At 62.6% G+C, this 13,316-nt stretch carries 12 protein-coding genes and 1 pseudogene; 12 read left to right on the forward strand and 1 reads right to left on the reverse strand.

Translation table 11 applies throughout. The features are described 5' to 3' along the window. Positions 1–152 precede the first annotated feature (152 nt). The 10 genes from ndk to Q1M07_RS09810 all read left to right on the forward strand — a co-directional run bounded on the left by ndk (position 153) and on the right by Q1M07_RS09810 (position 10,035). On the forward strand, positions 153–581 hold the full coding sequence (gene ndk, locus Q1M07_RS09765) for a nucleoside-diphosphate kinase (protein ID WP_300453415.1): 429 nt from the start codon (positions 153–155) through the stop codon (positions 579–581). A 19-nt stretch (positions 582–600) separates the two neighbouring features. Continuing rightward, complete coding sequence (gene rlmN / locus Q1M07_RS09770; RefSeq protein WP_300453417.1) at positions 601–1,716, forward strand: 23S rRNA (adenine(2503)-C(2))-methyltransferase RlmN; 1,116 nt, start codon at positions 601–603, stop codon at positions 1,714–1,716. Beyond that, a complete protein-coding gene (pilW, locus tag Q1M07_RS09775) occupies positions 1,713–2,516 on the forward strand; it encodes a type IV pilus biogenesis/stability protein PilW (protein WP_300453419.1) in 804 nt (267 codons plus the stop codon). Before rlmN ends, pilW begins: the two co-directional genes overlap by 4 nt. Positions 2,517–2,596: 80 nt before the next feature. Next, positions 2,597–3,418, forward strand: coding sequence for a RodZ domain-containing protein (locus Q1M07_RS09780; RefSeq protein WP_300453421.1), 822 nt, complete (start codon positions 2,597–2,599; stop codon positions 3,416–3,418). A gap of 23 nt (positions 3,419–3,441) precedes the next feature. After that, positions 3,442–4,686, forward strand: coding sequence for a flavodoxin-dependent (E)-4-hydroxy-3-methylbut-2-enyl-diphosphate synthase (ispG, locus tag Q1M07_RS09785; RefSeq protein WP_300453423.1), 1,245 nt, complete (start codon positions 3,442–3,444; stop codon positions 4,684–4,686). Continuing rightward, positions 4,683–5,978 (forward strand): histidine--tRNA ligase, encoded by a 1,296-nt coding sequence (gene hisS / locus Q1M07_RS09790; RefSeq protein ID WP_300453425.1) that lies wholly within the window; start codon positions 4,683–4,685, stop codon positions 5,976–5,978. Before ispG ends, hisS begins: the two co-directional genes overlap by 4 nt. A gap of 2 nt (positions 5,979–5,980) precedes the next feature. Continuing rightward, positions 5,981–6,664, forward strand: a complete 684-nt coding sequence (locus Q1M07_RS09795) for a tetratricopeptide repeat protein (RefSeq protein WP_300453427.1) — start codon at positions 5,981–5,983, stop codon at positions 6,662–6,664. Then, positions 6,664–7,806 (forward strand): outer membrane protein assembly factor BamB, encoded by a 1,143-nt coding sequence (gene bamB / locus Q1M07_RS09800; protein ID WP_300453429.1) that lies wholly within the window; start codon positions 6,664–6,666, stop codon positions 7,804–7,806. Before Q1M07_RS09795 ends, bamB begins: the two co-directional genes overlap by 1 nt. Next, complete coding sequence (der, locus tag Q1M07_RS09805; protein ID WP_300453431.1) at positions 7,803–9,275, forward strand: ribosome biogenesis GTPase Der; 1,473 nt, start codon at positions 7,803–7,805, stop codon at positions 9,273–9,275. The genes bamB and der overlap by 4 nt, the downstream gene beginning before the upstream one ends. A gap of 250 nt (positions 9,276–9,525) precedes the next feature. Next, entirely contained in the window at positions 9,526–10,035 is a 510-nt protein-coding gene (locus tag Q1M07_RS09810) for a low molecular weight protein-tyrosine-phosphatase (protein WP_300453433.1), read from the forward strand. A gap of 162 nt (positions 10,036–10,197) precedes the next feature. On the opposite strand, the gene Q1M07_RS09815 is transcribed toward Q1M07_RS09810, so the two are convergent. Continuing rightward, the gene (locus Q1M07_RS09815; RefSeq protein WP_300453435.1) at positions 10,198–11,004 is read right to left on the reverse strand and encodes a formylglycine-generating enzyme family protein; all 807 of its coding nucleotides are present in this window, start codon (positions 11,002–11,004) and stop codon (positions 10,198–10,200) included. A 419-nt stretch (positions 11,005–11,423) separates the two neighbouring features. On the opposite strand from Q1M07_RS09815, the gene Q1M07_RS09820 reads away from it, so the two are divergent. Together Q1M07_RS09820 and Q1M07_RS09825 are read left to right on the forward strand one after the other, a co-directional pair. Continuing rightward, positions 11,424–12,041 (forward strand): hemolysin III family protein, encoded by a 618-nt coding sequence (locus Q1M07_RS09820; RefSeq protein WP_300453437.1) that lies wholly within the window; start codon positions 11,424–11,426, stop codon positions 12,039–12,041. 503 nt (positions 12,042–12,544) lie between these two features. Then, positions 12,545–13,213, forward strand: a pseudogene (locus tag Q1M07_RS09825) (transposase); the annotation flags it as partial. Positions 13,214–13,316: the final 103 nt, after the last annotated feature.

The following is a 13,316-nucleotide window of genomic DNA, read 5'->3' on the forward strand; positions in this document are numbered from 1 at the left end:
GTTGGCTTCGGGCACGGCAGCCATAGGGAGTGCAGGTTGGACAAGGCTCAGGCTGGGCATTCGTGCGCGTCTCTTGGTATAATCTAAGGTTATGTTTATAGAGATATGATTTCTCGTCGTTTTCGACCCCCACCGTGCTTGGAGAATGAATCATGGCCATCGAACGTACCCTGTCCATTATCAAACCCGATGCCGTCGCGAAGAACGTGATCGGCAAGATTTACTCCCGTTTCGAGACCAATGGCCTCAAGGTCATTGCCGCCAAGATGGCCTGGTTGTCGCCGCAGGAGGCTGGGGCCTTCTACGCCGTACATAAAGAGCGTCCGTTCTTCAAAGACTTGGTTTCGTTCATGATTTCCGGGCCGGTGATGATCCAGGTACTGGAAGGCGAGGGAGCGATTGCGAAGAACCGCGAACTGATGGGCGCCACCGATCCGAAGAAGGCCGAGCCGGGAACGATCCGCGCCGATTTCGCCGAGTCGATCGACGCCAACGCCGTGCATGGTTCGGATGGCGAAGAAACGGCGAGGGTCGAGATCGCTTTCTTCTTTCCGGCCATGAGCGTTTATTCCGGCCGCTGAGCCCAGGCATTCGGTTCTCGTGACGGTCAACCTGCTCGATCTGGATGCTGCGGGCCTGACGGCTTTTTTCGCCGGACACGGTGAGAAGCCTTTTCGCGCCAAGCAGGTGTTGCGCTGGCTGCATCGTTTCGGGCAGACCGATTTCGGCGCCATGACCGATATTGCCAAAGGTCTGCGCGAGAAGCTGCAGTCGATGGCGGTGGTATTGCCGCCTAAGCTGATCGGGGACAGCGTCTCGGACGATGGGACGCGCAAGTTTCTTTTCGACGTCGGCGGTGGCAACGCCGTGGAGTCCGTTTTCATTCCCGAAGCCGGGCGAGGCACGCTGTGCATTTCTACGCAGGCCGGCTGCGCGCTCGACTGTTCCTTCTGTTCCACGGGCAAGCAGGGCTTCAACCGCAATCTGACGGTGGGGGAGATTGTCGGCCAGTTATGGCAGGCCAGACACGCGCTGGGTGCGCGGCACGCTTCGGGCGACGACGAGCGCCTGATCAGCAATGTCGTGTTGATGGGCATGGGCGAGCCGTTGGCCAACTTCGAGCGGACGGTCACCGCGCTACGCCTGATGCTCGATGACAACGCCTATGGCCTGTCGCGCCGTCGGGTGACGGTGTCCACCGCCGGTCTGGTACCGGCGATCGACCGGCTGCGCGACGAGTGCCCGGTCGCTCTGGCGGTATCGCTGCACGCGCCGAACGATCGGCTGCGCGATGAACTGGTGCCGCTCAACCGGAAGTATCCGCTGCACGAGTTGATGCCGGCTTGCCTGCGCTATCTCGAGCGGGCGCCACGCGATTTCGTGACTTTCGAGTACGTCATGCTGGACGGAGTCAACGACGCCGACGCGCAAGCGTGCGAGTTGCTGGACCTGACCCGCGACGTGCCATGCAAGTTCAACCTCATTCCCTTCAATCCGTTTCCTGGTTCACCGTACCGTCGTTCGCCGTCGCCGCGCATCCGCCGCTTTGCCGAAATCCTGATCGATGCCGGAGTGGTGACGACGACCCGTAAGACACGTGGCGACGATATTGATGCCGCTTGTGGTCAACTTGCCGGACAGGTCCTCGACCGAACGCGGCGCACTGCGCCGCGTGGCTTTCTGCTGCGCTTCGACCAGCAACAGGTTTCCCGATGAGAGAGATCGTCCTGGCGGCCGCCGGCTTGCTGTTGCTGGGTGCCTGTTCGTCGGCCGGCATATTGCCGGTCGCTAAGCCGCAGGTGGTCGAGGAAGAGACCGACTCTCGCCGGCCGACCGCGCCTCGCGATGCCCGCACGCGAGCCAAGCTGCATACCGAGTTGGGTGCGCTCTATCTGCAGAGCGGCAACCTCGCGGTAGCCCTCCAGGAGTTGCTGATTGCCATCGACATCGATCCGAACTATGCCAAGGCTTACAGCACCCGCGGTTTGGCGCACTTCGGTATTCGCGAGATGAGCCTCGCCGACCGGGATTTCCAGCGTGCGCTGAGTCTTGATGGAGCCGATCCGGAGATCAGCAACAACTACGGGTGGTTTCTCTGTCAGATCGGCAGGGAAAAGGAAGGTATCGGCTATCTGCAGCGCGCGCTCAAGAATCCTCTTTACGAAACACCGGAGAGGGCCTACTTGAATGCCGGGGCCTGCTACGCCAAGCTTGGTGACCTTGAAAGCGCTGAAACCTTCGTTCAGCAGAGCCTCCGCCTCACGCCGGGAAACCCGCAGGCCCAGTTGCAGCTTGCCGGCATCAACTACCGGCGCGGTGATCTGCAACTGGCCAGTGAACAGGCCTCGGAACTGGTGCGCAAGGCCGAGCCAAGCGCCGAGGCACTGTGGTTGTTGGTCAGGATCGAGCGGAAACTGGGCAATCGTCAGGCCGAGGCGCGCTGGACTTCGCAACTGCGGCGCCGCTTTCCGCTCTCGCCGGAGGCCGAGGAACTGCTGAAAGGCAACTTTGAATGACTGAACAATCCAAGCTTCCAGAATCGGCTGAGTCAGGGCCATCGACTCTGGCATCGGTGTCATCGTCGTCGGCATTAAACGTGTCGGTGCCAGACGCTGGCCGGGTTGGCGAGTGGCTGCGCGCGGCGCGCGAGTCACGGGGCCTCACGGTGGCCGAGGTCGCGCTGTCGCTCAAGCTTGGTCCGCGGCAGGTGGAGGCACTGGAAGCTGAAGATTGGGCGTCCTTGCCAGGGAATACGATGATCCGCGGTTTCGTTCGTAACTATGCCCGCCTTTTGAATCTCGATCCCGGCGCGCTGATGCAGGCGCTCGACGCCGAACAGTTGCCGCAGACGGTGCAGCTCGAAGTATCGGCCGGGACGTCGGTCAGTCTGCCGCAGTCGACGAGACGTGTGGAACGGCGTGACTTGCTGGCGATTCTTGCCGGCGTGGTCTTGCTGGTGCTCGTCGTGCTGGCCTACTTCTTCGTCCCGGCGGACGCTTGGCAGTGGCAGCTGAACAAGCTGATCGGTGGCCGCATGGCTTCCGTCGCAGACGAAAGGACCGCGCTCCAGCCGGCGCCGGTCGAGGCCAGCGCGCCCAAGGCGGCGGCCGGCGAATCGGTCACCGTGCTGGTGGCTCCGAAAGCGACGGTGCTGTCTGAAGTCTCGCCGACGCCGCTTGCCGGTGATGGCCTGAAACTCGGTTTCGTGCAGCCCTCCTGGGTGGAAGTGCGCGATGGGGCCGGCCAAATCCTGCTGTCCGAGGTGGGTTCGGCCGGTAGTCAGCGGCTCGTCGAGGGACAACCGCCGTTTTCGCTGGTGGTGGGGAACGCGACGCAGGTGACGGTCCAGTACCGCGGTCGGGCGATCGACCTGGCGCCGTACAGCAAGGGTGATGTTGCGCGGCTGACGATCGAATGACCGCGGGTTGGGCGGGCGGAACTGTGAGCAGGCCACTGCCCGGCGTCGCGCGGCGGTCGACGCGCCTGGTCCAGGTGGGCCATGTCCGGGTCGGCGGCGGCCTGCCTGTGGTCGTACAGTCGATGACCAACACGGACACGGTCGACGTACTCGGGACCGCGATTCAATGCGCGGAACTGGCGCGCGCCGGGTCCGAACTGGTGCGCATCACCGTTAACACGCCGCAAGCCGCCGCGGCGGTGGCGCCGATTCGTGCCCACCTCGACCGGATGGGACTTGATGTGCCGTTGATTGGCGACTTCCACTACAACGGCCATCGCCTGCTGGCGGAACACCCGTCTTGCGCACTGGCGCTGGCCAAGTACCGGATCAATCCGGGCAATGTCGGACACGGGCGAAAACGCGACGAACAGTTCGTCCAGATGATCGAGATTGCGTGTCGCTACGACAAGCCGGTACGTATCGGCGTTAACTGGGGGAGCCTCGATCAGGACTTGCTGGCGCGGATCATGGACGAGAACGCGCGCCGGAAGCCGCCGCATGATGCGATCGAGGTGATGCGCGAAGCGATGGTCACTTCGGCACTCGAGTCGGCGGCGAGGGCCGAGGAAATCGGCCTGCCGGGCGACCGTATCATTCTCTCCTGCAAGGTTTCGGGAGTTCAGGATCTGATCGCCATTTACCGGGAGTTGTCGCGCCGCTGCGACTATCCTCTCCATTTGGGTCTGACCGAGGCCGGCATGGGCTCCAAGGGGATCGTCGCTTCGGCTGCGGCGATGGCGGTCCTGCTGCAGGAAGGCATAGGCGACACGATTCGTGTCTCGCTGACCCCGGAACCGGATGGTCCGCGAACGCAGGAGGTGATCGTTGCGCAGGAGTTGTTGCAAACCATGGGCCTGCGCGCCTTTACTCCGATGGTCGTCGCCTGCCCGGGCTGCGGCCGGACGACCAGCACTTTCTTTCAGGAGCTGGCGCAATCGATCCAGGAACATGTGCGTCGGCGAATGCCACACTGGCGGCTCGAACACGACGGCGTCGAGAACATGACCCTGGCCGTCATGGGTTGCGTGGTCAATGGGCCGGGCGAGAGCAAGCACGCCAACATCGGCATCAGCCTGCCGGGTACCGGAGAGGCCCCGGCCGCACCGGTCTTCGAGGACGGCGTGAAGACGGTCACCCTGCGCGGCGACCGCATCGCCGAGGAATTCATCGCCATCGTCGAATCCTACGTGGCACGTACTTACCGGGGAAAGTCGGCTGCCCAATGACTGCTGCGAAAATCCAGTCCGTGCGCGGAATGAACGACATCTTGCCCGATGAAGCGGAGTTCTGGGAGGTGTTCGAGGAGACCATACGTTCATGGCTCAAGAGCTACGGCTATCGCCCGATCCGCTTGCCGGTCGTCGAGCCGACACCGCTTTTCAAGCGTGCGATCGGCGAAGTCACCGACATCGTCGAAAAGGAGATGTATTCCTTTGTCGACAGCCTCAATGGCGAGCCATTGACGCTCCGCCCCGAAGGTACGGCCGGCTGTGTACGCGCCGCTATCCAGCACAACCTGATGGCCCAGCAGGCGCAGCGGCTGTATTACTTCGGCCAGATGTTCCGTCACGAGCGTCCACAGAAAGGGCGCTACCGGCAGTTCCACCAGGTCGGTGTCGAAGCTCTCGGCTTTGCTGGCCCCGATGTCGATGCCGAGCAGATTCTGATGGGTGCCCGCCTGTGGAACGACCTCGGGCTGGACGGCATCGCGCTGCAGATCAATACCTTGGGCGAGCCGGCCGAAAGGGCACGCCACCGTGCCGAGCTGATCGACTACTTCGAACGTTGCCGCGATCTGCTCGACGACGATGCCCGTCGACGCTTGCACACCAACCCGCTGCGCATCCTGGATAGCAAGAACCCCGCCTTGCAGGAGCTTATCGCCGGCGCGCCGAAACTGTTAGACCACCTCGGCAGGGAGTCGATGGCGCATTTCGACGGAGTGCAGCAGGTGCTGCGCGACGTCGGCCAGCCATTCACCATCAACCCGCGACTGGTACGTGGCCTCGATTACTACAACTTGACGGTTTTCGAGTGGGTGACCGATCGTCTCGGCGCGCAGGGAACGGTTTGCGCCGGCGGTCGTTACGATGGCCTGGTGCAGCAACTGGGCGGCAAGCCGGCGCCGGCCTGCGGCTTTGCGATGGGTGTCGAGCGGCTGATCGCGCTGATTCGCGAGGCGGGCGGTGAAGCCAAAGCGGCGGCGGTCGATGTCTATGTGGTGCATCAGGGAACGGCTGCTTCACGCCTCGCCGTTCGGGTCGCCGAAAGTCTGCGCGACCAGGGAATCGATGTCCTGTTTCACTGCGGTGGTGGCAGCTTCAAGGCGCAGATGAAAAAAGCCGACGCTTCGGGGGCCAGTTTCGCCATCATCGTCGGAGATGACGAAGCCAACGCCGGTGAAGTGACGCTGAAACTTCTGCGTACACCGGGTCAGCAAACGGGCGAGCAGCGGCGGGTTCGTGTAGACGGTGTCGCCGATGCCATCATGAGTCACATTGTGGATTGGGAAGAATAGTCATGGCTACCTACGACCTCGAGGAACAGGAACAGATCGCCGAAATCAAGGCATGGTGGAAGCAGTACGGTAACCTGCTGCTGGCTATCGTGACCGTCGTTTCGATTGGCGTCATCGCCTGGCAGGGCTGGAACTGGTACCAGCGCAACCAGGCCGCACAGGCATCCATGATCTTCGGCGTCCTGCAGAAAGCCGTACGGGAAAACGATTTGCCGCGTATCAAAGCGACAGCCGGTGAACTGCTGGAGAAATTCGGTCGTACCGCCTACGCTCCGATGGCCGCGCTGACCGCCGCCAAGGCGATGTCCGATGCGGGCGACGCGAAGACCGCGAAACTGCAGTTGGTCTGGGTGGCCGAGAACGGCAAAGCCGAACTGCGCGATGTGGCACGCTTGCGTCTGGCGGCGCTGCTGCTCGACGAAAAGGCCTACGACGAAGCACTGAAGCAACTCGACGGGAGCGCTACAGCCGGCTTCGCGGCGCGCTTTCTCGACAGTCGGGGCGACATTCTCAGCGCCCAGGCGAAGAATGGCGAAGCACGCGCCGCGTACCAGGCGGCCTTGGCCAAGCTGGACGAATCGGAGCCCGGTGGCAAGGGCAAGAACACGTTGCAGGATCGGCAGGCGAACGCCGCCTATCGCGAGATGCTGCAGCAGAAGCTCGACGCGCTTGCGGAGAGCAACTGATGAACCGTTTTCTGCTCGTCGTATTTCTGCCGCTGCTGGTGGCTGGCTGTTCGGTACTCGATGCGCTCAATCCGTTTTCCGGCAGCGGGCCGAAGATGGCGGAACTCCGGGCCATCGAGACGACCGCCGAAGCGCGCGTGCAGTGGCAGGAGAGCGTCGGCAGGAGTGACGACAACGCCTTTACTCCTGCTGTCGTCGGTAGCTCGGTCTACGCGGCGGCCGGCGACGGAACGATCATGCGCCTCGACGACGGCCAGCCGGTCTGGCGAGTCAAGGCCGAACAGCGGCTTTCCGGTGGGGTCGGCGCGGACGGGCGACTGGTCGCGGTGGGGACGGCCAAAGGGGATCTGCTCGCCTTTGATGCGGCCGATGGCAAACTGCTCTGGAAATCCCGGGCGAGCAGCGAAATCATATCGCCGCCAGCGGTTGGCGCGAGCATCGTGGTAGTGCGCAGCGGGGATCATCGTCTCGCCGCCTATGACATTGTCGACGGCAAGCGCAAGTGGATCTACCAGCGGCCGGCGACGCCGCTGTCACTGCGCGTGACGGCCAGTCCGTTGATCGTGGAGCGTTATGTCTTCGTCGGTTTTCCCGGCGGCAAGCTGCTCGCGGTGAGCGCCGACAACGGTGCGCCGCTGTGGGAAGGGACGGTTGCCCTGCCCAAGGGCGCCACCGAACTCGACCGAGTGGCCGACGTGACCAGTGTTCCTGTGATCGACGGGCGGATGATTTGCGCCGCTGCCTTCCAGGGGCGTGTTTCGTGCTTTGACCTGGGTAATGGAAACCTGATCTGGGGGCGCGACATTTCGAGTGCCGCCGGGTTGTCGATCGACAGCCGCTACGTGTATGTGACGGACGACAAGGGCGCCGTGCATGCGCTCGACAAGGCCAGCGGTGCCAGTATCTGGAAACAGGACAGACTGTTTCTGCGCAAGCTGACGGCGCCGCTGGTGCGCCGCAACCTCGTCGTCGTCGGCGACGTGCAAGGCGTGGTTCATTTCCTGAGCCGGGATGACGGATCCTTCGCCGCTCGCCTGAACACCGACGGCAGCCCGATTCAAGCCCCCCTGCGACCCTTCGGCAGCAACGCCCTCGTCGTGCAGACGCGCAACGGGCGCGTACTGGCGATCGAGGCGCAATGAAAAGCAGCATCGTCCTCGTCGGGCGGCCGAACGTCGGGAAATCCACCCTTTTCAACCGATTGACTCGGACTCGCGACGCCCTCGTCGCCGATCTGCCAGGCCTGACGCGCGACCGGCACTACGGGCACGGACGCCTGGGCGGCAAACCCTATTTCGTAGTCGACACCGGCGGCTTCGAGCCGCTGGCCAAAGACGGCATCATGCACCAGATGGCGCGTCAGACCGAACAAGCGATCGACGAGGCCGACGTCGTGATTCTTGTCGTCGACGGGCGTAGTGGCCTCACCGCGCTCGACAAGGAAATCGCCAAGCGCTTGCGCAGGGCAGGGCGGCGAGTCCTGGTGGCGGTCAATAAATCAGAGGGCATGAACCTCGGGGTGGTCCTTTCCGATTTCCACGAACTGGGGCTGGGCGAGCCGCTGGCGATCTCGGCGGCGCACGGGGATGGCGTACGGGAGCTGGTCGATCTGGCCCTCGAGCCCATGGCGGAAGTCGCCGAGAGCGAGTCGGTGAGCGAGATCATCAAGGTGGCCATCGTCGGGCGGCCCAACGTTGGCAAGAGCACGATGGTCAACGCGCTGCTCGGCGAAGAACGGGTCATCGCTTTCGACCAACCGGGGACGACACGGGATGCGATCGAAGTCGACTTCGAGCGCGCCGGCCGCCGCTACACCCTCGTCGATACCGCCGGTCTGCGTCGTCGTGGCAAGGTTTTCGAGGCCGTCGAGAAGTTCTCGGTGATCAAGACGTTGCAGGCGATCGAGGCGGCGCAGGTAGTGGTCCTGGTGCTCGACGCGCGTCAGGACATTGCCGAACAAGACGCCCATATCGCAGCTTTTGTCCGCGAGTCGGGGCGGGCGCTGGTGGTCGCGGTAAACAAGTGGGATGGGCTCGACCCCTATCTCAGGGCGCAGATCAAGGAATCGCTGGAAAGTCAACTCGGCTTCATCGATTTTGCCCGGTTTCACTATGTCTCGGCGCTCGAAGGCCAGGGTCTCGAGTCCCTTTTCCGCTCGGTCGACGCGGCCTACCAGGCGGCTACCACCGACCTGCCGACGCCGCAATTGACGCGTACGCTGAACGAGGCGGTCGCCAGGCAAGCGCCGCCGCGCAGCGGACTGTTTCGGCCGAAGCTCCGCTATGCGCATCAGGGTGGTCGCAACCCGCCGCTCATCGTCATTCACGGCAACGCCCTGGACAAGGTACCCGAATCGTATCGCCGCTACCTCGAACACACGTTTCGCGAGGTCTTCAAGTTGCAGGGAACGCCTTTGCGGATCCAGTTCAACGTTTCCAACAATCCTTTTGCCGATCGAAAACCGGAACTCGGCCGGGGGCAGCCGCCGGAAAACAAAGTAAGAACGCGCAGCGCCAAGGGGAGTGGCGAAAGGAAGGCCGGGGCCAGACCGACCAAGAGCGGAGCACTGAAATCCGGAGTCAGGGCACGGCCTTCAGGCCGTAGCCGCTGACCGCGACCTTTCCCGATCGCTTGCCGGGCGCTACAGTACTCCGGCTGGCAAGCCTCTGGTGGCGGCCAATTCGCCAACCCGCTCCGGCTTGCCCAGTTGCGCTGAGCGTCTTTTCGACGGATGATGGTAGCCTCGCAGCCGGCGCCGCGCTGGCTTGCCTCGGGGACAAGCCCTCGATGACTCGAGACCGTTGCCCACCGGTGGAAGCTGGAGCACAAGCAGAGCAATGAACGTATCTGGAAGACCGAAGGTGATCAAGGTTCTATTCGTCTGCATGGGAAACATCTGCCGCTCGCCGACCGCCGAGGGCGTCTTTCGGCACATTCTGCGGCAGAAGGGCCTCGACGACAGAATTGAAGTCGATTCGGCCGGTACGCATGGCTATCATGTCGGCGAGGCGCCCGACCAACGCACGCAGCGTGCCGCGGCGAGCCGCAACTACGATCTCTCGGACATGCGGGCGCGCAAGGTGGCAGCGCAGGACATGGAGTATTTTGACCTGATCCTGGCGATGGATCAGAACAACCTCGATGTCCTCAGACGTGTCTGCCCGCCCGACAAGCAGGACCGTTTGGGCTTGTTCATGAGCTACTCCAAGAACTTCGACGATGACGAAGTTCCCGATCCCTACTATGGTCTCGGACATGGCTTCGATCTGGTGCTGGATATGGTCGAGGATGCCGCCAATGGTCTGCTCGAAAGTCTCGAGCAACGTCTGCGTGAGGAGTCCGACTCGCTGTCGCCCAAGAAGCGAGCGTAAGTAGGCGCTCGTGCCGTACCACTAATTCCCTCTGCCGGGGTCGGCCGGCAAGTCGGCGGGCGGTGAATTGGGCGGCGTTGTTGCGCGAGCTTCAGTGACTGGACGCGGGTTCGATCGGCCCGCCCATGCACTGCCGTACCGATAGTGCCCCTTGTATTCCGCTCAACGGTATCCCAGTGCCAGCCGAAAACCAGTGCTCAGCGGCCGGTAGACGGGCTCAATGCGGCTGCGGGTGGCTGATCGCGCATAACGTGCTGGGTCGCTCCAAGTGCCGCCGCGGAGTACCCGCATCTTGCCGAACGTCGGGCCACGGGGGTCGGTCTGCGCCGCCGAGGGGTAGTCGGCATACCAGTCGGCGCACCATTCCCAGACGTTACCGTGCATCTCGTGAAGGCCCCAGGCGTTGGCCGGCAACGAAGCGGCAGGTACGGTACCCTGCCGATGGCTGCCTTTTTCTCCGCCAGCGTAGGGGTAAGCTCCGTGGTAGTTCACCTGCTCGGTGGTGATCTGTTGGCCAAAAGAAAACGGCGTTTGGGTGCCGGCCCGACAGGCGTACTCCCATTCGGCTTCGCTTGGCAGGCGGCTATCCAGCCCGGGCAGTCGCCTGTTCAGCTCGGCGATGAAGCGCTGTGCGTCGTGCCAGGCGACATTCTCGACCGGGTTCTGGACGTCGTCCTGGAAGTGGCTCGGGTTGACTGGCCAGACACTCATCCAGAACGCTTGGGTACAGGCGGTATCGGCGAGCCAGAAGCCGTGGCTCAGCGTGACTTCGTGCAAGGTCTCGACACTTCCCCGTTCGGGCTCGTCGACCGGTGATCCCATCAGGAAGCGTCCCGGCGGCAACCAGCGAAAAACCTGACGCACCTTGGCCACTTCCAGGGAGATCGATATGCCGTACTCATCTTCGACGAAGTCGCTGGTCCACGGGACGCGAAATGGGTCGGTGGAGGGGGCCGGTTGTCTCGTCAAGATGAAGTCAGGAGGCATCGTTGTTCGTTATTGCCGGCTGGCCTGTCGCGGGCACAGGCTGACGCAGCATGTCTGACCATCAGGTGACACTATACCTCAACGACGCCGCGACGGGTGGCTCTCCAAGCAGGGTTGTCGCTGGTCGAGGCCGGACGCGTTGGCTGCGGTTTTGCCGACGGTCGCCAAGGAGCTTGCGCCTGCCGCTGTGGCTGACACCCCCAAGGTTTGCACAGGGCAGCGCGAACTTGCTCCTTCAACAACTCGCGGCGCCGTGGAGGACGTCCCTTGGTCGCACCAGCCGCCCTGCTTGCTTGGCGCCACCGGATTCCGTGACACAATGCACTGCTGTCCGGCAATTCGGCATACCTGCCGAGCTGGGTTTCGGGCCGGGCGGCCCATGTGCTCAAGGCCGATGACGTATGTACTACGGAGAAAAACTCAACGCCTGGACTCATTTGGTCGGCGCCGTATTGGCGCTCGCCGGTGTGATCGTTCTGGTGGTTCTGGCGACACTCGGAGGCGACCCGTGGAGGATCGTCAGCGTTTCGATCTATGGTTTGACACTCGTCCTTCTCTACAGCTTTTCGACGCTGTACCACAGCCTTCGTGGGCGTGCCAAAGATATCCTGCGTACCCTGGACCACCAGGGAATATATCTGTTGATTGCCGGCAGCTACACGCCGTTTTGTTTGGTTACGCTACGCGGTCCGTGGGGATGGTCGCTATTGGGCGTGGTTTGGGGGCTGGCGGTGATCGGTAGCTTGCAGGAGCTTTGGCCGCTCGGCAAGGCGAGAATCCTTTCAATGGTGATCTATTTGTTGATGGGTTGGGTGATTCTGGTCGCTTTACTTCCGCTTTTACAGGCGCTTGGAGTTGCCGGTTTCGTCTGGCTTGCGGTGGGCGGCGTGCTGTACACGGTCGGCATCGTCTTTTACGTGCTCGACACACGGCTGACCCACGCACACGGAGTTTGGCATCTGTTCGTGATGGGTGGCAGTACGGCACACTACTTTGCCATCCTGCTTTACGTTCTTTGACACGGCGCATCGAGCATTGGCCAGTGTCGCTGTGCATGGAAGATTGAGCTCTTTTGGAGGGTTGTGCGCGCTGAGAATTGGAGAAGATGCGAGCGATACTGGGTCGCGCCTCACTGGCGGTAGCAATCGCCGAAATCTGGCGCAGTTATTACCCGGCCCTATAATTCACGACGCCGCGTAAAGCGCGGCGGGGTGCCTGAAATAGGCTCGAACCTTTTCCGGCAACCGGGTCAAGCCATTCATGAACACCAGGGCCTTTTCGAGCAGGGTAGCCTTGTTTGTGCTGACCGGCCCGGAGCTCAGGGTTTTTGAGTTGGTGCAACATGCTTTCTGTAAATTCGTAGTTTTCTGGTTTTGCGGTGCTGGGCTGGCCGTAGCGATGAGGGCGCGACGCGCCCGAAGAGCGGAGGACGGCCCAGCACCGCGGCGCGACCCCGGCAGGCCTTTCCCGCAGGCGATTTCTTCGGGGTATTTTTATCCGCACCCACGAAGGAGTCGACAACATGGCAATGCGTGTAGAACATCACCCCTTGGACGCCGCTTTTGCGGCCTTGCTGGCGAACGGCCTCGATGGCGCCGGCGAAGCCCTGCGCATTCTGGTTAACGAAGCTAGCAAAATCGAACGCGCCCACTTTCTCAATGCCCAGCCTCACGAACGCACCACGGAACGCGCCGATTAGGCCAATGGCTTCAAGCCAAAGACCGTCATGACCCGCGTCGGCGAACTGACCTTTGCCGTACCCCAGGTGCGCAATGGCGGCTTCTACTCCAGCGCGCTGGAGAAAGGCACGCGTACCGAGCAGGCGCTCAACATCGCGCTGGCCGAGATGTACGTGCAGGGCGTCTCGACGCGCAAGGTTACCGACATCCTGGTGAAGCTGCTCGGCCCGCAGGTGTCGATCTCCTCCACCCAGGTCAGCCGTGCCGCCGAGCAACTCGATGCCGGTCTGGCCGCTTGGCGCGAGCGACCGCTCGACGAAACTCCCTACCTCTTTCTCGATGCCCGCTACGAGAGAGTACGCGAGGCCGGGCGTCTGGTCGATTGCGCTTTGTTGGTCGCCGTCGGCATGACTACCGATGGCAGGCGCCGGGTGCTGGGCGCCTCGGTCGCCCTGTCCGAGGCCGAGGTCCATTGGCGCGATTTTCTCGACCGTGTCAGCAACGGAAGTAAATTGATACAGCGCAACGATTGAAAGTTGATACACCGAACTGAGAAGATCGGCGATTTCTTGAGGCGCCGATGATCACGAAGGAGGTGTATGTGGAAATCGAAGT

Origin of the sequence: Accumulibacter sp. (assembly GCF_029255285.1) — a bacterium.
GTDB lineage: Bacteria > Pseudomonadota > Gammaproteobacteria > Burkholderiales > Rhodocyclaceae > Accumulibacter.